This window comes from Nocardiopsis sp. M1B1, from assembly GCF_052466615.1.
Window position 1 is genome coordinate 5,903,579 of the sequence record NZ_CP196194.1, and the last position, 16,925, is coordinate 5,920,503.

At 73.7% G+C, this 16,925-nt stretch carries 17 protein-coding genes; 11 read left to right on the forward strand and 6 right to left on the reverse strand.

What is annotated here, in order from left to right:
• Window positions 1-19: 19 nt before the first annotated feature.
• The 3 genes from ACSTA4_RS25590 to ACSTA4_RS25600 all read right to left on the reverse strand — a co-directional run bounded on the left by ACSTA4_RS25590 (window position 20) and on the right by ACSTA4_RS25600 (window position 2,934).
• Entirely contained in the window at window positions 20-1,261 is a 1,242-nt protein-coding gene (locus tag ACSTA4_RS25590) for a phospholipase D-like domain-containing protein (protein ID WP_444961317.1), read from the reverse strand.
• Between the two features lie 143 nt (window positions 1,262-1,404).
• Complete coding sequence (locus tag ACSTA4_RS25595; protein WP_444961318.1) at window positions 1,405-2,202, reverse strand: class I SAM-dependent methyltransferase; 798 nt, start codon at window positions 2,200-2,202, stop codon at window positions 1,405-1,407.
• A gap of 141 nt (window positions 2,203-2,343) precedes the next feature.
• The gene (locus tag ACSTA4_RS25600) at window positions 2,344-2,934 is read right to left on the reverse strand and encodes a class I SAM-dependent methyltransferase (protein WP_444961319.1); all 591 of its coding nucleotides are present in this window, start codon (window positions 2,932-2,934) and stop codon (window positions 2,344-2,346) included.
• Window positions 2,935-2,993: 59 nt separating this feature from the next.
• Here ACSTA4_RS25600 and ACSTA4_RS25605 point away from each other — a divergent pair, with 59 nt between their 5' ends.
• From ACSTA4_RS25605 to ACSTA4_RS25625, 5 genes are all read left to right on the forward strand, one after another.
• Window positions 2,994-3,449, forward strand: coding sequence for a helix-turn-helix domain-containing protein (locus ACSTA4_RS25605; protein ID WP_444961320.1), 456 nt, complete (start codon window positions 2,994-2,996; stop codon window positions 3,447-3,449).
• On the forward strand, window positions 3,446-4,450 hold the full coding sequence (locus tag ACSTA4_RS25610) for an STM4015 family protein (RefSeq protein ID WP_444961321.1): 1,005 nt from the start codon (window positions 3,446-3,448) through the stop codon (window positions 4,448-4,450). The genes ACSTA4_RS25605 and ACSTA4_RS25610 overlap by 4 nt, the downstream gene beginning before the upstream one ends.
• A 114-nt stretch (window positions 4,451-4,564) precedes the next feature.
• Window positions 4,565-5,614, forward strand: coding sequence for an STM4015 family protein (locus tag ACSTA4_RS25615; RefSeq protein WP_444961322.1), 1,050 nt, complete (start codon window positions 4,565-4,567; stop codon window positions 5,612-5,614).
• Window positions 5,615-5,689: 75 nt separating this feature from the next.
• On the forward strand, window positions 5,690-6,715 hold the full coding sequence (locus ACSTA4_RS25620) for an STM4015 family protein (RefSeq protein WP_444961323.1): 1,026 nt from the start codon (window positions 5,690-5,692) through the stop codon (window positions 6,713-6,715).
• Window positions 6,712-7,827 carry an STM4014 family protein gene (locus tag ACSTA4_RS25625; RefSeq protein WP_444961324.1) on the forward strand — a complete coding sequence of 372 codons (1,116 nt, stop codon included), beginning with the start codon at window positions 6,712-6,714 and terminating at the stop codon, window positions 7,825-7,827. Before ACSTA4_RS25620 ends, ACSTA4_RS25625 begins: the two co-directional genes overlap by 4 nt.
• A 39-nt stretch (window positions 7,828-7,866) precedes the next feature.
• Here ACSTA4_RS25625 and ACSTA4_RS25630 read toward each other — a convergent pair whose 3' ends face one another.
• Window positions 7,867-9,099 carry an RNA-guided endonuclease InsQ/TnpB family protein gene (locus ACSTA4_RS25630; protein WP_444961325.1) on the reverse strand — a complete coding sequence of 411 codons (1,233 nt, stop codon included), beginning with the start codon at window positions 9,097-9,099 and terminating at the stop codon, window positions 7,867-7,869.
• 120 nt (window positions 9,100-9,219) lie between these two features.
• Here ACSTA4_RS25630 and ACSTA4_RS25635 point away from each other — a divergent pair, with 120 nt between their 5' ends.
• The 5 genes from ACSTA4_RS25635 to ACSTA4_RS25655 all read left to right on the forward strand — a co-directional run bounded on the left by ACSTA4_RS25635 (window position 9,220) and on the right by ACSTA4_RS25655 (window position 13,776).
• Window positions 9,220-10,080 carry an STM4013/SEN3800 family hydrolase gene (locus ACSTA4_RS25635; protein WP_444961326.1) on the forward strand — a complete coding sequence of 287 codons (861 nt, stop codon included), beginning with the start codon at window positions 9,220-9,222 and terminating at the stop codon, window positions 10,078-10,080.
• Window positions 10,077-11,423: an STM4012 family radical SAM protein gene (locus ACSTA4_RS25640; RefSeq protein ID WP_444961327.1), complete on the forward strand. Its 1,347-nt coding sequence runs from the start codon at window positions 10,077-10,079 to the stop codon at window positions 11,421-11,423. The genes ACSTA4_RS25635 and ACSTA4_RS25640 overlap by 4 nt, the downstream gene beginning before the upstream one ends.
• Window positions 11,420-12,346 (forward strand): STM4011 family radical SAM protein, encoded by a 927-nt coding sequence (locus ACSTA4_RS25645; RefSeq protein WP_444961328.1) that lies wholly within the window; start codon window positions 11,420-11,422, stop codon window positions 12,344-12,346. The genes ACSTA4_RS25640 and ACSTA4_RS25645 overlap by 4 nt, the downstream gene beginning before the upstream one ends.
• Window positions 12,347-12,389: 43 nt before the next feature.
• Window positions 12,390-13,208, forward strand: coding sequence for an HAD-IIB family hydrolase (locus ACSTA4_RS25650; RefSeq protein WP_444961329.1), 819 nt, complete (start codon window positions 12,390-12,392; stop codon window positions 13,206-13,208).
• Between the two features lie 70 nt (window positions 13,209-13,278).
• On the forward strand, window positions 13,279-13,776 hold the full coding sequence (locus ACSTA4_RS25655; protein ID WP_444961330.1) for a DUF2087 domain-containing protein: 498 nt from the start codon (window positions 13,279-13,281) through the stop codon (window positions 13,774-13,776).
• 34 nt (window positions 13,777-13,810) lie between these two features.
• Here ACSTA4_RS25655 and ACSTA4_RS25660 read toward each other — a convergent pair whose 3' ends face one another.
• Together ACSTA4_RS25660 and ACSTA4_RS25665 are read right to left on the reverse strand one after the other, a co-directional pair.
• On the reverse strand, window positions 13,811-14,494 hold the full coding sequence (locus ACSTA4_RS25660; protein ID WP_444961331.1) for a GntR family transcriptional regulator: 684 nt from the start codon (window positions 14,492-14,494) through the stop codon (window positions 13,811-13,813).
• Window positions 14,495-14,561: 67 nt separating this feature from the next.
• Window positions 14,562-15,650, reverse strand: a complete 1,089-nt coding sequence (locus tag ACSTA4_RS25665) for a molybdopterin-binding protein (protein ID WP_444961332.1) — start codon at window positions 15,648-15,650, stop codon at window positions 14,562-14,564.
• A 204-nt stretch (window positions 15,651-15,854) separates the two neighbouring features.
• Here ACSTA4_RS25665 and ACSTA4_RS25670 point away from each other — a divergent pair, with 204 nt between their 5' ends.
• Window positions 15,855-16,865: a 2-dehydropantoate 2-reductase gene (locus ACSTA4_RS25670; protein ID WP_378639893.1), complete on the forward strand. Its 1,011-nt coding sequence runs from the start codon at window positions 15,855-15,857 to the stop codon at window positions 16,863-16,865.
• Window positions 16,866-16,925 lie beyond the last annotated feature (60 nt).

The window sequence follows — 16,925 nt, forward strand, 5'->3', positions numbered from 1 at the left end:
CGGCGCCCGCCGCCACGGCTCACAGGAAGGGCCGCCAAGGCGCCAGCACGGCCTCGCCGAACTTGGCGTACCAGGGGCGGTTCCGCCACTCGCACTCGGTCAGCTCGCGGGCGTTGGCGAGGTCGTTGGCGAAGACCTCCTCCAGGTGCGCGGCCACGCCCTCGTCGAAGATCTCCACGTTGATCTCGTAGTTGCCCGTCAGGCTCAGCCGGTCCACGTTGGCGGTGCCGATCGTGGACCAGCGGCCGTCCACCGTCGCCGTCTTGGCGTGCACCATGGCGTCGCGGTACAGCCACAGGCGCACGCCGCCGCGCAGCAGCACCGAGTACTGGCTGCGGGAGATCCAGTCCGCGACGACGTGGTTGGACTCCTCCGGCACGAGGACGTTGACGTCCACGCCGCGCTCGACCGCGTCGACCAGGGCGTTCTGGAGCTCCCGGTCGGGCATGAAGTAGGCCTGGGTGAACAGCACCCGCTCCTTGGCCCGGTCGATGGCCTCCAGGAACATCGCCCGGATGGGGTAGATGAGCATCTCGGGCACGTTGCGGTGCACGCGGAAGTGCGCGTCCCAGTCGGGGTCGCCGAAGTTCTCCAGCTCGGGCTGGAGGGACCGCCGGTTCATGTTCCAGAAGTCGCTGAAGGCGTTCTCCAGCTCCCACACCGCCGGACCGGTCACGCGCATGTGGGTGTCGCGCCAGTCGGTGGCGTAGAGCGAGCCCACGTTGTACCCGCCGACGAAGCCCACCTCGCCGTCGACGGTGAGGATCTTGCGGTGGTCGCGGCCGGACTTGCGGATGTTCAGCAGCAGCACGCCGGGGCGCAGGAGCGGGTACTCCAGCACGTGGACGTTGGACGGGAAGCGGAAGAAGGACCGGGGCACCACCAGGTTCGCGAAGCCGTCGTAGACGACGTACACCTCGACGCCCCGGTCGGCCGCCTCGATGAGCGCGCGCTTGAACCGCTGGCCCACCCGGTCGTCCTTGATGATGTAGGACTCGAACAGGACGCGGCGCCGGGCCCCCCGGATCGCCGCGATCATGTCCTCGAACAGGTCCTCGCCGTAGGTGTACACGGTCGCCGTGGTCCCGGTGTCGCCCACGGGCAGCTCGGCGGGCGCCGTGCGGGGGAAGAAGGCCCGGCGCGGCCGCACCTTCCTGCGCCAGTGGTTGACCCCCATGAGGGTCGCGGCCACGGCGACCTGGGTGGTCACCAGCCCGGCGAGCCCCCACTTGGCCACCGAGGTGATGGTGGAGCGTCGCACAGTCGCCTCCCGGGCAGGGACCTCCGCGGTGCCGGGCCCGACCGCGGACGCCCCTGGTACAAAGTGGACGTCAACCGTATCCCGGGACACCGGCGGACGGCGGCGCGTCCGCCCCGTGTCTCCCGTGACACAGGACTCTCCTCCTACCCCCGTTCCCGGCGGCGGAACGCCACCAGCTCCGTGGTCGGGCTCTCACTGCGGCCCCGGACCAGGCGCCGCTCCAGCGGGTAGAGCGCCGCGCCCGCGAGCCACCCGGTCGGCGCGGTGAGGGTGGCCGCGCGCAGGGCCCCGCCCCACGCCTTGCGCCAGGGCGCGGGGGCGTCCACCTGGGCGTTCATCAGCATGAGCATGGGCACCCGGCGGACCAGGTCGAACCCGGCCCGGTCCGCGGTGTCCCTGATCCACTCCAGGGTGCGGTTGACCTGGTGCTCGCCGCGCTGCTCGGGGCGGCGCAGGCAGTTCTCGGAGATCACGAGGAGGCCGCCGGGGCGCAGCACCCGGGAGAACTCGCCGACGGCCCGGGTGTAGCGCTCGTCGTCGGTGATGTGGAAGAGCACGTCCATGCAGGACAGCGCGTCGAAGGAGTCGTCGTCGAAGGCGTCGAGGTCGGCGGCGTCCTGGCGGACGAACCTGTGCTCGGGGAACCTGCCGCGCAGGCGCTGCACGGCGGCGTCGGTCATGTCGCACCCGGTGACGTCGCCGACGCCCATCCGCTCCCACAGGCGCACGTAGAAGCCGGTGCCGCTGCCCACGTCGAGGACGCTGGCGCCGGACCGGCCGGGGGTCAGCCGGGCGGCCTCGCGCAGGAACACCTCCTCGCGCACCTTGTACATCCACGTGTTGAAGGGGCGGCCCAGGGCCCGGTAGCCGACGCCGCTCTCGGTCCAGTCGCCTTCGAGACGGCGTTCCCAGAAGTCTCGCAGTTCGCTGTGCGTAGCCATGGGACCACTGTCACACCGCGCCCGCGGGAAGTCCCGCCGCAGCGCCGCGTCGGCCCCGGAGAGCCGCGTGCGCCCGGTTTTCGGTCGTCCCCGCGCCTCCGGGGAGAAGGACCGGATTCCGCGTCCCCGCCCGTCCGCCGTTCAGGCGACGCGGTGGGCGACCACGCGCTCCACGAACCCCAGCGCGGTCCGGTCGTGGCGGTCGATCACGAACCCCGCGTCGGCGGCCACGTGCCGGGGCAGCCGCCGGGGCCGGTCCTTTCGGGCCTCCCGGACGCGCAGGGGCCAGCGGGTGTACTCGACGTGGTCGACCAGCAGCAGGAGCCCGCCCGGCCGCAGGACGCGGTGCATCTCGGACAGGGCGCGGTACTGGTCGGGGATGGTGCACAGGGCGAGCGCGCACAGGACGGTGTCGAACTCCCCGTCTCCGAAGGGCAGGTCCTGCGCGTCGCCCTCGCGCAGGGTGAAGCGCCCGCCCAGTCCGGCGGCCCGCTCGCGCGCCCTGGACAGCATGCCGGGGCTCAGGTCCACGCCGGTGACCTCCACCCCGTCCCGGTAGTGGGGCAGGTTCTGGCCGGTGCCCACGGCGACCTCCAGGACCCGGCCGCGCGCCTCGGCGCACAGCCGGGCGCGGGTGCGGCCGAGCACGGCCCGCTGAACCCCCGCGCCGCGGTCGTAGCCCCGCGACATCCTGTCCCACTCGCCGCGCACCCGCTCGGTCCGCTCGTCCACGGTGTCCTCCCTCAGGTCGGTCCCTTGACCGGAGCACCAGTGTGGAAGTTAATGTCCACATGAAGTCAAGCGAGTCGGAGCTGTCCATCGGCGAACTGGCCGAGCCCTTCGGGCTGGCCACCCACGTGCTGCGGCACTGGGAGTCGGTCGGCGTCCTGGAACCGTCCCGCCGCGCGGGGGGCCAGCGCCGGTACACGCCCGAGCAGCGCCTGCGAGTGGCGCTGGTGCTGCGCGCCCAGGAGGCCGGGTTCAGCCTGGAGCAGATCCGGGAGCTGTTCGGCGCCGAGGACGGGGCGGCGCGGCGCGACCGCCTGGCCGAGCACCTGGCGCGGCTGGACGAGCGCATGGCCCGGCTGCGGGCGGTCCGCGACATGGTGGCGCACACGCTCTCCTGCGAGTCGCCGGACATCTTGGAGTGCCCCACCATGAGGGCGGTGCTGGTGGAGACCTCGGTGTCGGAGTGCGCTGCTATGCATGGCCGCACACGCCCTCCGAACCTGCGGGAGTCGCCTTGACCTTCCACGACCACCTGACCGGGTTCGCCGGACTGCCCGTCGCGAGCTACCCGGAAGCCCGCCGCCTGGAGAGGCACGGGGAGGCCCTCCCACCCGGTGTCCGGTCCCCGGAGCGGGACGGCCTGGCCGACCCCGGGTCGGTGGCCTGGCGGTTGGATCCGTACGACGCCGGGGACGACGACCCCCGGGCCCACCTGGAGGGCTTCCTGGAGTTCGTCGGCGCCCCGGCCGCGGTCCGCGCCCTCGTGGTCGGCGATCTGGTGGACGGTTTCTTCGAGGCGGAGTCCTCCGACGCCGTCCGCGACGCCCTCACGGAGCTCGCTCCGCGCCTGCCCGGCCTGCGCTCCCTCTTCTACGCCGACCTGACCTTCGAGCAGTGCGAGGCGTCGTGGATCGAGCACGGGAACCTGTCCTCGCTGGTGGCCGCCCTCCCCGGTCTGGCCGAGTTCGCGGTGCGCGGCACCATCAGCCTGAGCCTGGAGGCACTGGAGCACGCCGGGCTGCGCCGCCTCACCCTCCAGGGCGGAGGGCTGCCCGCGCGGCTCACCCGTGAGGTCGTCTCCGCTCGGCTCCCCGCCCTGGAGCACTTGGAGCTGTGGCTGGGGGTGAAGGACTACGAGGGCGACACCACCGCGGAAGACCTCGCCCCCGTCCTGTCCGGCGAGGCCTTCCCCGGGCTGCGCTCGCTGGGCCTGCGCAACGCCGAGCACACGGGAGTCTGGGTGCGGGTCCTCGCCGAGGCACCGGTCACCCCCCGCCTGCACACCCTGGACCTGTCCCTGGGCACCCTGCGCGACGAGGACGTCCCGCCCCTGTTGGAGTCGCCCGTGTTCCGCGGGCTCCAAAGGCTGGACCTGCACCGCCACTACCTGTCCGAGGAAGCGGAGGAGGAGGTCCGCGCGGTGTTCACCCGGGCCGGGGTGGAGGTGGACCTGTCCGAACGCAGGGAGCCGGACGGCTGGGGGAGCGGCGCCGTGTACTACCCGGCGGTCTCGGAGTAGCCCCGGGAACCGCCGGGGAGCCCGGGCCGCCCGCCCGGACACGGGCGGCCCGGGCTGTCGGAGCGCACTGGTAGGCATGGACGCACACCCTCAGCCGCACCCCTGGGAGACCCCGTGGCCTTCGACGCCCACCTGACCGAGTTCGCCGGACTGCCCGTCGTCGAGTACCGCTCCTCAGAGGGGTGGGCCCGGGAGGCCGAGGAGGAGCGCGAGAGGGCGAAGTGGCGGGGCGGGAGCTTCACCGACCCCGGCCCCTACCCGCCACCGGCACTGGCCGCGGCCCTGGCCGACCCCGGCTCGGTGGCCTGGCGCCTCAGCGACAATGAGGAGCCCCTGGACGACTACCGGCGGTTCATCGCGCAGGTGGACCAGGACCGGGTCGCCGCCGTCGTGCTCGGGGACATGCGGGAGACCTTCTCCGTGCAGTGCCCCGACCCCCTCAAGCGCGCCCTCCTGGAGGTGGCGCCGGACCTGACCGGGCTGCGCTCCCTCTTCTACTGCGACGTGACCTTCGAGCAGGTCGAGGTCTCGTGGATCGAACTGGGCGACATGGCCCCGGTCCTGGACGCCCTCCCCCGGCTGACCGAGTTCGCGGTGCGCGGCACGGGCGAGATGAGCCTGCACGTACACCGGCACGACTCGCTGCGCCGCCTCACCCTCCAGGGCGGAGGACTGCCCGGCAGACTCACCCGCGAGATCGTCTCGTCCGGGCTGCCGAACCTGGAGCACCTGGAACTGTGGCTGGGAGTGGAGAACTACGGCGGCGACACCACCCCGGAGGACCTCGCCCCGGTCCTGTCCGGCGAGGCCTTCCCCGCGCTGCGCTCGCTGGGCCTGCGCAACGCCGAGCACACCGACGACTGGGTTCCGGTCCTCGCCGGGGCACCCGTCACCTCCCGCCTGCACACCCTGGACCTGTCCCTGGGGACCCTCACCGACAAGGGCGCTCGGGCCCTGGTCGAGGCCGCGCCCGCCTTCGCGCACCTGAAGCGGCTCGACCTGCACCACCACTACCTGTCCGAGGTCATGCAGGAGCACGTCCGGGCCGCCTTCGCCGGAACCGGTGTGGACGTGGACCTGTCCGAACGCGAGGTCGGCAGTGACTGGGAGGACGAGGACTTCGACTACGACTCGGCCGGCTTCTACACGGCCGTCAGCGAGTAGGGCCCGCACCGTCCGTCGTGTCACCCCGGGCTGCTAGATATGTTCCTGCCCGAAACCCCGAGGTAGGAGCCCCCTGTGCCGAACAGCCACCACGTCACCGAGTTCGCGGGCCTGCCCGTGGTCGAGTTCCCCGCGGTCGAGACCGAGGAGGAGGGCATCTACTCCGAGGACCCGCCCCAGTCCCCCGAGGCGCTGGCCGCCGCGGTCGCCGACCCCGGCTCGGTGGCGTGGCGGCTGCGCGTCTCGTCGGTCTACCCGGCCGAGGACTTCGGGGACTACTTCGCCCGCTTCCTCGCGGCCGTGGACACCGGCCGGGTCCGGGCCCTGATCGTCGGCGGCTGGGGCGACTTCGAGGAGGAGCCGCCCTCGACCGTCCCGCGCGACGCGCTCGTCGCCGCCGCCGACGCGTTCCCCGAGTTGCGGGCGCTGTTCTTCGGCGAGATCCTCCAGGAGGAGTACGAGATCTCCTGGATCCACCAGAGCGACCTGGCCCCCCTGGTGGCGGCGTTCCCCCTGCTGGAGGAACTGACCGTGCGCGGCACCGGCGACCCCTACCTGGGCGACGGCAAGCTGGAGCTGGCCCTGGCCGAGCACACCGGCCTGCGGACCCTGGTCCTGCAGACCGGCGGTCTGCCCGGCCAGGTCTCGCGCGAGGTCGCCGCCTCGCCGCTGCCCTCCCTGGAGAACCTCGAACTGTGGCTGGGCACGGAGAACTACCGGGGCGACACCACCCCGGACGACCTGGCGCGGGTGCTCTCCGGCGAGGCCTTCCCCGAACTGCGCTACCTGGGCCTGCGCAACGCCGAGGACGTGGACGAGTGGGTCCCCGTCCTGGCCCAGGCCCCCGTCCTGGCCTCCCTGGACGTCCTGGACCTGTCCCTGGGCATCCTCACCGACAAGGGCGGACGGGCCCTGATCAAGTCCGCGTCCGCGTTCGCGGGGCTGCGCCGCCTGGACCTGCACCACCACTACCTGTCCGAGGACGTGCGGGCGCGGATCCGCGCCGCCCTGCCCGGCGTGGAGGTGGACCTGTCCGAGCACCGGGAGCCGTACACCCACGGGGGCGGCGAGCCGTACTACTACACCGCGGTCGCGGAGTGACCCCCGGACGCCCCCTGGTCGTGGTGGGGGTCCCCGGCCACCGGCGCCTGGAGCTGTTCGGCGCCGCGGCCGGGGCCCTCGGCCTGCCCGGACCGGTGGTCGTGCCGTGGCGCGCGCTGGCCGCCGGGCCGGTGGAGCTGCCGGAGGGCGCCCTGGTCCGGGTGGACTCCCCGGGCGGCGACGCCGAGACCGAGCGCCTGCTGCGGGGCTGGGAGGGCGTCCCCGACCTGTACCGGGCCGAGGGCACCGGCGACCAGCACGCCGGGTTCCGGGCCGCGCTGGACCGGCTCGCCGAGGCGGTGCGCGCCACACCGGGCGCGGCCCTGCTCCAGGAGCCCGCCGACCTGGTGGACATGTGCGACAAGCGGCGCTGCCACGCCCGCCTGGCGGCGGCCGGGGTGCCGGTGCCGCCCGCCCTGCCCGGACCGGTCACCGGCTACGCGTCGCTGCGCGCGGCGATGGAGGCCCACCGCTGGCCGAGGGTGTTCGTCAAACCCGCGCACGGCTCCTCGGCCTCCGGCGTGGTGGCGCTGGCCACCGCCTCGGGCGGACGGGTCCGCGCGGTCACCTCGGCCGACCTGGTCCGGGGCGCCGACGGCTCCGTGGAGCTGTACAACAGCCTGCGGCTGCGCACCTACACCCGCGAGGAGGACGTCGCGGCGGTGGTGGACGCCCTGGCCCCCGACCACCTGCATGTGGAGCGGTGGGTGCCCAAGGCGGGATTCGCGGGCAAGGCCGTGGACCTGCGCGTGGTGGTGGTCGCGGGCCGGGCCGCCCACGTCGTGGTGCGCTCCTCGTCCTCGCCCATGACCAACCTGCACCTGGGCAACGCCCGGGGCGACCTGGCGGCCCTGCGGGAGTCGGTGAGCCCCCACTCCTGGGAGCAGGCGATGGCCACGGCCGAGGCCGCCGCCGCGTGCTTCCCGCGCACCCTGTACGCCGGGGTGGACCTGCTGGCCTCCCCGGGGTGGCGGGAGTTCGCCGTGTGCGAGGTCAACGCCTTCGGCGACCTGCTCCCAGGCGTCCTGCACGAGGGCCGCGACACCTACGCCGAGCAGCTGCACGCCCTGACCACCGGCCGTTTCCCCGTCCCCGAACCCGAGAGCGCTTGACTTCCTCTCCTGCCTGAAGGCAGGAGAATCCGGAACCACCTACCGGTGGTTCGAGGCCAAAGCCTCGTCACGGGTCGCCCCGTGGCCTTCCTGTTTCGTCGCCGGTCGCCCCGTCCGGGAGGACTCCCGTTGAGGTCTCACACCAGCTCCGCAGGCAGATGCCGCCAGCCCGGCGGCCCTGAGATTGTTCGCCGCGTTCACATCCCGGTCATGGGTCGCTCCGCACCGAGGGCACGTCCACGTCCGGACGTGCAACGGCAACGACGCCTGGATGTGCCCGCACCCGGCGGTCGAGCACAACTTAGAGGAGGGGAAGAACCGGTCCACCACGACCAGATCGCGTCCGTACCAGGCGCACTTGTACTCCAGCATGGTGCGCAGCTCACGCCAGGCCGCATCGGAGATCGCCCGGGCGAGTCTGCGGTTCTTGACCAGGTTGCGCACCGTGAGGTCCTCGATCACGACCACTTGGTTCTCGCGGACGAGTCGAGTGGAGAGCTTGTGCAGGAAGTCGCGCCTGCGGTCGGTGATACGGGCGCACGCCCGCGCCACCCTGCGCCGCGCCTTGTCCCGGTCGGCGCTGCCCTGGGCCTTGCGGGCCAGCGCCCGCTGAGCCTTGGCCAGCCTGGCCCGGTCGCGTTGCTCGTGGCGGGGGTTGGCCACCTTCTCCCCGGTCGACAAGGTCACCACGGAGGTGATTCCGACATCGACACCGACCGCGTCGCGAGTGGCCGGGACCGACTCGATGGTGTCCTCGCACAGGAGCGAGACGAACCAGCGCCCGGCCGCGTCGCGCGAGACCGTGACTGTGGAGGGGCGTGCTCCTTCGGGCAGGGGGCGCGACCACACGATGTCCAGGGGTTCGCTCATTTTGGCCAGGGTCAGGTGGCCGTCGCGGTAGCGGAACGCGCTTGCGGTGTACTCCGCCGAGGCCCGGGAGGTCTTCTTGGACTTGAATCGCGGGTACCGCGCACGCCGGTCGAAGAAGTTGCCGAACGCGGTGTGCAGGTGGCGCAGCGTCTGCTGGAGCGGAACGGAAGAGACCTCGGTGAGAAAGGACAGCTCCTGCGTCTTCTTCCAGGCGGTCAGCAGCGCCGAGGTCTGGGAGTAGCCCACCCGCTCCCGGCGCTGCTGCCAGGCGGCGCTGCGTTCGGCCAGAGCGCGGTTGTAGACCAGGCGCACGCACCCGAACGTGCGCGACAGCTCAGCCGCCTGCACATCACTCGGGTAGAAGCGGTACCGAAACGCCCGCTTCACACTCTTCCTGATCATGGCACACACCGTAGCGACCGCCCTGCGATCGCGTGAGCCGAATCCAACAGAAAGTCACGAGAAGGGAGAGGGCGTTTCCTCCCCGCCCTGAAGGACGGGGTATCCACGCCCAACAAACAGATGAACAGCACCGCACCCGACATGAACGCCGTGGTGGGCACGCACGACATTCTGCTGCTCACCCTGGACACCCTGCGCCACGACGTGGCCGACGAGCTGGCCGAGGCGGGCCGCACCCCGAACCTGGCCCGGCTGCTGCCGGGCGGGCGGTGGGAGCGCAGGCACGCGCCCGCGAGCTTCACCTACGCCTCCCACCTGGCGATGCTCGCCGGGTTCCTGCCCACCCCCGCCTCCCCCGGGCCGCACCCGCGCCTGTTCGCCGCCGCGTTCCCCGGCAGCGTGTCCACCGCGCCCGGCACCTGGACCTTCGAGGCGCCCGACCTGGCCTCGGGGCTGGCCCGGGCCGGGTACCACACGGCCTGCGTGGGGGGCACGGGCTTCTTCAACCGGCGGTCGGCGGTGGGCTCGGTCATCCCGGACATGTTCGCCGAGAGCCACTGGGAGGAGTCCTTCGGCGTGACCGACCCCCGTTCCTTCGAGAACCAGGTGGCGTGCGCGGCCCGGATCGCCGGGGAGCGCCCCGCGGACCAGCCGCTGTTCCTGCTGCTCAACGTGTCGGCGCTGCACCAGCCCAACTGGTTCCACCTGCCCGGGGCCGTCCGGGAGGACGGCGACACCCGGGAGAGCCACGCCGCGGCCCTGGAGTACGTGGACCGGCACCTGCCGCCTCTGCTGGCCGCGATGTCGGCCCGCCGCCCCTGCTTCGCGATCGTGTGCTCCGACCACGGCACCGCCTACGGGGAGGACGGCTACACCGGCCACCGGATCGGCCACGAGACCGTGTGGACGGTCCCCTACGCCCACGCGTTCCTGCCGCAGGGACGCACCACCCCCGCCGACGCACAGGAGGCGACCGCGTGACCACCGCCCTGACCCCGCGCCCCGAACCGGTGCGCGCCGACTCCCCCTACCAGTCCTACGTGTACGCCTACCCGCACAAGAGCGCCTACCGGCCCTTCAGCGAGCGCCCGGCCCTCGCCGACCTGTGGCGCGGCGAGGACGTCGGCGCGCTGTCGCTGTACGCGCACATCCCGTTCTGCGAGATGCGCTGCGGGTTCTGCAACCTGTTCACCCGCTCCACTCCCCCGGCCGAGCAGGTCACCGCCTACCTGGACGCGCTGGAGCGGCAGGCGGACGCGGTGGCCGGCGCGCTGCCGGAGGGCGCCGCCTTCGCCCGGGCGGCCCTGGGCGGCGGCACCCCCACCTACCTGACCGCCGAGGAGCTCACCCGGGTCTACGACCTCACCGAGCGCGCGTTCGGGGTGGACCTGTCCGCGATCCCGGTGTCGGTGGAGACCTCCCCGGCCACGGCCACGCCCGACCGGCTGGCGGTGCTCGACGCGCGCGGCGCCACCCGGATCAGCATGGGCGTGCAGAGCTTCCTGGACTCCGAGGCGCACGCGGCCGGGCGTCCGCAGAAGCGCGCCGAGGTGGACCGTGCGCTGGCCGCGATCCGCGAGCACGCCTCGGCCGACCTCAACCTCGACCTCATCTACGGCATCGACCGCCAGGACGCCCGCACCTGGGCCTACTCCCTGGACACGGCGCTGGAGTGGGAGCCCGAGGAGGTCTACCTGTACCCGCTGTACGTGCGCCCGCTCACCGGGCTGGGCCGCCGCGCCCGCGCGTGGGACGACCACCGGCTGGGCCTGTACCGGCAGGGCCGCGACCACCTGCGCGAACGCGGCTACGAGCAGGTGTCCATGCGCATGTTCCGGCGGGCGGACGCCCCGAGGACGCAGGCGCCGGACCACTCCTGCCAGACCGACGGCATGGTGGGGCTGGGCTGCGGGGCACGGTCCTACACCTCCGCCGCGCACTACTCCTTCGACTACGCGGTGGGCGTGGGGCAGGTGCGGTCGATCATCGCCGACTACACGGGCCGCGATCGAGCGGACTTCGGACGGGCCGAGGTGGGGTTCCACATGGACGAAGGCGAGCGGCGGCGCCGCCACCTGCTCCAGTCGCTGCTGCTCGCGGAGGGGATGGACACGGCCGCCTACACCGACCGGTTCGGCTCCCGCCCCGAGGAGGACTTCGCCGCGACCCTGGCGGTGCTCGACGGACGCGGCTGGCTGGAGCGGGACGGCGCGCCGGACCTGCTGCGGCTGACCCCCGAGGGGCTCGCGCACTCCGACGCGGTGGGGCCGATGTTCTTCTCCGCCGGGGTCGCGGCCCTGATGGCCGACTACGAGGCCCGGTGAGCGCGGTGACCCCCTCCTCCCCGGTCCGGGCCCGCGCGCTCCCGCCGCACCTGACCCTGCTCTACCGCGGACCGCTGGCCAGCTGCGACTACGACTGCCCGTACTGCCCCTTCGCCAAGCGGCGCGACAACCGCGAGACGCTGCGCGCCGACCGCGCCGCGCTGGAGCGCTTCACCGGCTGGGTGGCCGCGCTGGAGTCGGAGCACCCCGACACCCGGGTCTCGGTGCTGTTCACCCCGTGGGGCGAAGGGCTGGTGCGGTCCTGGTACCGGGCCGCGATCACCCGGCTCAGCCACCTGCCGCACGTGGAGCGGGTGGCCATCCAGACCAACCTGAGCGGCCGCCTGGGCTGGCTGGCCGACTGCGACCCCGCCACCGCCGCGCTGTGGACCACCTACCACCCCGGCCAGGTGACCCATGAGCGCTTCCTGGCCAAGGCGCGCGAGCTGGACGGGATGGGGGTGCGGTTCAGCGTCGGCGTGGTCGGCCAGCCGGAGCACCTGGCGGCGGCCCGGCGGATGCGCGCCGAGCTGCCCGAGCGGGTGTACCTGTGGGTGAACGCCGCCGAGGGGCGCGTCTACACCGACGCCGAGGCCGAGCAGTGGCAGGCCCTGGACCCCCACTTCCACTACAGCCGCAGCCCCCACCCCAGCCGGGGCCTGCCCTGCCGTACCGGTGACACTGTGCTGTCCGTGGACGGCGACGGCGACGTGCGCCGGTGCCACTTCGTGGACACGCCGATGGGCAACCTCTACGACGGCTCGTTCGCGGCCGGGCTCGGCCCCCGCCCGTGCCCGCTGACCAGCTGCGACTGCCACATCGGCTACGTCCACCTGGAGTCCCTGGACCTGTACGACGTGTTCCGGGGCGGGGTGGTGGAACGTGTCCCGGCGGCCTTCGGCTCCCCGCTCCCGCTCGTGTGAGACGGGTCAAAACCGCTTCGCAACGTCACCGGGAACAGACATAATGCCCACCATGGTCTTTCCCCGGGTTATCGCGACCGATCTCGACGGCACACTCCTGGACGCGGGAGGCCTGGTCTCCGAACGCAACCGGCGGGCGCTGGCCGCCGCCGCGGAGGCGGGCGTCAAGGTGGTGGTCTCCACGGCTCGTCCGCCGCGGACCACGCAGCACATCGCCGAGCAGCTCCCCTGCGCCGCCGTGCTCTGCGGCAACGGCTCGCTGGCCCACGTGCCGGGCGACGAACCGCTGGTGCGCGCGATCTCCCCGGAGACCGCGCGTTCGGTGGTCGAGAAGATCAACGCGGAGCTGCCCGGGATCGGCTACGGCATCGAGACCGGCACCGACTTCTTCCACGACGCCGACTACCACCTGGAGCCGTGGCTGTCCGGCGAGTGGGTGCGCGAGGTGCTGGAGGACACCGAGACCCTGCTCAGGCGGGCCACCCCGATCACCAAGCTGCTCGTGCGCGCCCGCGACATCCCGGTGGAGGAGCTGCACCGGACGGCCGCGGCGGCGGTCGGGTCGCTGGCGGAGGTGACCTACTCGGGCAGCTACAGCCTGCTGGAGCTGAGCGCGCCGGGCGTGAACAAGGGCAGCACCCTCGCGATGGTCTGCGAGCGGTGGGGGGTGGCCGCCGAGGAGGTGGTGGCCTTCGGCGACATGCCCAACGACCTGGCCGCGCTGTCCTGGGCGGGCGGGGGCTACGCCATGGCCAGCGGGCACCCGGACCTGCTCGACCCGGCTCTGGGGCTGCGGACGGCCCCGCCCGCCAACGAGGACGGTGTGGGCCGGGTGGTCGAGCAGCTCCTGGCCGAGCGCTGAAAAACGCCTGGACCGCCGCCGGGTCCGCCTCCTAGGGTCGCCTCACACGTACCCGGAGGAGGGCCCGCCGTTGCCGCACCCCACCCAGATCGTCTCGTCCCTGGCCGACCCCGACCGCCTGGAGCTCTACGCCCGGGTGGTCGGCGCGGGAGCCGGCGGGCTGCCCGCCGGGGAGGTCCGCGCGCGGGGGTCGCGGGGGCGCCGGAACCTGGCCCGGCTCGTGGACGCGGGGCTGGTGCGCGAGGACGGCGACCGCCTGGTGTGCGTGCCGGAGGTGTTCTCCGCCGCCCTGGAGGAGCACCGGCCGGTGCGCCGGGACCCGGTGGACGCGCTGTTCCACGAGGGACGGCTGAGCGCGCTGCCCGCCAGGCGCGAGCTGCGCGTGCGGGTGTTCGCGCGCGTCACCGAACGGTTCTTCGCCCCCGGGGCGACCTACACCGAAGAACAGGTGAACGCCGCCCTGCGGTCCTGCTGCGACGACCACTCGGCCATGCGCCGCCACCTCGTGGACGGGGGCTACCTGACCCGCGACGACGACGGCCGCGCGTACCGGGTCGCGACCCCCTGAGCCGTCGCGGGCGGCGGGACGGGCGCGGGGCGGCTCAGGCCTCCACGCCGTCCACCTGCTCGTGGTAGGTGCGGCGGGTGCGCTCGGTGTGCTCGCTCATCAGCCGCAGCGCCGCGTCCGCGTCCCGGCCCTCGATGACGTCGACGAGGGCGGAGTGCTCGTCCCAGGAGGCGGCGCCGCGGACGCGGGCGACCGGGGCGTAGTACCAGCGCACCCGCCGGTCCACCTGCGCGGCCAGCTCGGCGAGCACCCGGTTGCCCGAGGCCTCGGTGACGGTGCGGTGGAAGTCGGCGTTGGCCTGGACGACCGCGTCGGTGTCGGCGCGGTCGGTGGCCGCGCGCCCGGCAGCGACCAGGTCGCGCAGCGTCCCGATCTGCTCGGCCGAGGCGTTCTGCGCGGCCAGGCGGGCCGACTCCGTCTCCAGCAGGGCGCGCACGGCCAGGAGCTGGTCGGCCTCGCTCTCGGTGGGCGTGTGCACGAACGCGCCGTACCCGGGCCGCAGGTCCACCCACCCCTCGTTGCTGAGCCGCTGCATGGCCTCGCGGACCGGCTGACGCGAGACGCCGAGGGTCTGGGCCAGCTCGGTCTCCACCAGGTGCTGGCCGGGTGAGAGCGACCGGTTGGTGATCAGGTCGAGGATGGCCTCGTACACGGCTTCACGCAGCGGCACGGGGCGCTGGACCCGTCCCGCGACGGCGTTCAACCCCTGTGGGGACATAGGGCGGCTCCATCCGGATGCGTGGGCTTTGTAGACAGTGTACAAAAGGCGGCGGCCGCGTGCGTCCTCACGGCAGCTCCACGAGTTCGACGCGCCCGGTCCGGCGGCCGGGCGGCACGACCGCGAGGGCGTCGGCGACGGCGGCGGCGCGCAGGTCGGCCGAGCCGCTGCCGGGCAGTTCCACCGCCAGGTCGCGGCTGACGCGCACCGGCACCAGGCGGGTGTCGGCCGGATGGGGCTGTGTCGGTCCGATGAGCCGGACCCGTCGGCCCAGGTGGGCGGGGTCGCGCCGGTCCGCGCGCCCGGCGAGCACCGGGACGAGCAGGGTGAGCGCGGCGGCCAGCGCGGCGCCGGGGTTGCCCGGCAGGCCTACGACCACGGTTCCCGAGGGCAGCACGGCCAGCACCTGCGGGTGCCCCGGGCGGCAGGCCACCCCGTCGACGACCGTCCGCGCGCCGAGCGCGGCGAGCACCGGGCGCAGGTGGTCGGCGGGCCCGGCCGAGGAGGAGCCGCAGACCGCGACGACCTCGGAGGGTCCGGACGCCTCCAGGGCACGTGCCGTGTCCCGGCCCCGGTCGGCGACCGCCAGCGCGGGCAGGCAGCGCCCTCCGGCCCAGGCGACCAGGCCGGGGAGCAGCGGGCCGATCGCGTCGCGCACGGTGCCCGGGCGCGGCCTCCCCTCGCGCACGACCTCGTCCCCGGTGACCAGGACGCGCACCGAGGGGCGGACCACGGGCAGCGTGTCCAGGCCCAGGCTCGCGGCCAGGCCCAGGAGGGCGGGGGTGACGGGGCTGCCCCGGCGCGCGGCCAGCGCCCCGGCGGGGGTGGTCTCGCCCTTGCGGCGGATGTGCCTTCCGGTCTCGGCCGCGCCGCGCACGCGCCCGGAGGACGCCGTCGCCCGCTCCCAGGGGAGGACGGCGGTGGTGCCCTCCGGCACGACGGCGCCCGTGGCGACCTCCACCGCCTCCCCCGGGTCCAGGCGGACGACGGGGCTCCGCCGCCCGGCGAGCGAGCGGCCGAGGACGGCCCAGGGGCCCTCACCGGCCACCGCGTACCCGTCCATGGCAGCACTGTCCAGCACCGGGACGTCGACCGCCGAGACGAGGTCGGCGCCGAGGGTGGCACCGAGGGCGCCGTCGAGCGGCTCCTCGGCCATGGGCTGTCCACCCTCGGCGCCGGTCACCCGCGCCAGCTCCCGCGCCTTGGTCCAGGGCAGCGGTGCGCGCGGGCGGCTTTTTCCGTGAAGAAGCGGAGAAGTTTCCGGGGCAACCGGGTCGGGCATTCCTTCTCTCCCTGTCGTCGGGTGAAGAACGCTGCCCTGAAGCATACTGTATACAGTATTTTATGGAAAGGAGTCCTCATGCGAATCGCCGTACTCGGCGCCGGAGCGATCGGCGCCTACGCGGGAGCCGCGCTGCACAGGGGCGGGGCCGACGTGCACCTCATCGCGCGCGGCGAGCACCTGCGGGCCCTGCGCGAGCGGGGAGTCCGGGTCCTCAGCCCGCGCGGGGACTTCGACGCGCACCCCCACGCCACCGACGACCCCACCGAGGTCGGGCCCGTGGACGCCGTCTTCCTCGGCCTGAAGGCCCAGCACTACGCGGCCTGCGGCCCGCTGCTGCGCCCCCTGATGGGCCCCTCCACCATGGTCGTCGCCGCCCAGAACGGCATCCCCTGGTGGTACTTCCACGGGATCGAGGGACCCCTGGCCGGGCACCGGATCGAGAGCGTGGACCCCGGCGGCGCGGTCAGCCGGACGATCCCGGTCGAGCGCGCCGTGGGCTGCGTGGTCTACGCGGCCACCGAGATCGCCGGGCCCGGCGTGATCCGGCACATCGAGGGGACCCGGTTCTCCATCGGCGAGCCGGACCGCTCCTCCTCCCGGCGCTGCCGCGACCTCCAGGCCGCGATGGAGGCGGGCGGACTCAAGTGCCCGATCGAGCGCGACCTGCGCGAGGACATCTGGGTGAAGCTGATGGGCAACATCGTCTTCAACCCGCTGAGTGCGCTGAGCCGCTCCACCATGGCGCAGATCTGCCGCAACCGCCCGACCAGGGACCTGGCCCGGACCATGATGGCCGAGACCCTGGACGTGGCCGCGCGGCTGGGCGTGCGCCCCGCCGTCTCCATCGACCGGCGCATGGCCGGGGCCGAGCGCACCGGCGACCACCGCACCTCGACCCTGCACGACCTGGAGCGCGGCCGCCCCATGGAACTGGACGTCATCCTGTCCGCCGTGGTGGAGCTGGCCGACCTGACCGGCGCCCCCGCCCCCGCTCTCCGGGCGGTGGACGCCGTCGCGGGACTCCTCAACGCGCGGATGCTCGACGCGCCCGCCCCCGCGCCCGTGACCCCCTCCGTCGCCGCCTAGACAGCCGCCACACACAGAACCCCGCGGGCGCCCGAACGGCACCCTTGACCCTTGTCCGCA

Bases quoted from the DNA above. Each gene is read 5' to 3' on its own strand.
- ACSTA4_RS25660 (WP_444961331.1), bottom strand. From the start codon at position 14,494: ATGTCCCCACAGGGGTTGAACGCCGTCGCGGGACGGGTCCAGCGCCCC.
- ACSTA4_RS25665 (WP_444961332.1), bottom strand. From the start codon at position 15,650: ATGGCCGAGGAGCCGCTCGACGGCGCCCTCGGTGCCACCCTCGGCGCC.
- ACSTA4_RS25595 (WP_444961318.1), bottom strand. From the start codon at position 2,202: ATGGCTACGCACAGCGAACTGCGAGACTTCTGGGAACGCCGTCTCGAA.
- ACSTA4_RS25670 (WP_378639893.1), top strand. From the start codon at position 15,855: ATGCGAATCGCCGTACTCGGCGCCGGAGCGATCGGCGCCTACGCGGGA.
- ACSTA4_RS25635 (WP_444961326.1), top strand. From the start codon at position 9,220: ATGAACAGCACCGCACCCGACATGAACGCCGTGGTGGGCACGCACGAC.
- ACSTA4_RS25630 (WP_444961325.1), bottom strand. From the start codon at position 9,099: ATGATCAGGAAGAGTGTGAAGCGGGCGTTTCGGTACCGCTTCTACCCG.
- ACSTA4_RS25650 (WP_444961329.1), top strand. From the start codon at position 12,390: ATGCCCACCATGGTCTTTCCCCGGGTTATCGCGACCGATCTCGACGGC.
- ACSTA4_RS25605 (WP_444961320.1), top strand. From the start codon at position 2,994: ATGAAGTCAAGCGAGTCGGAGCTGTCCATCGGCGAACTGGCCGAGCCC.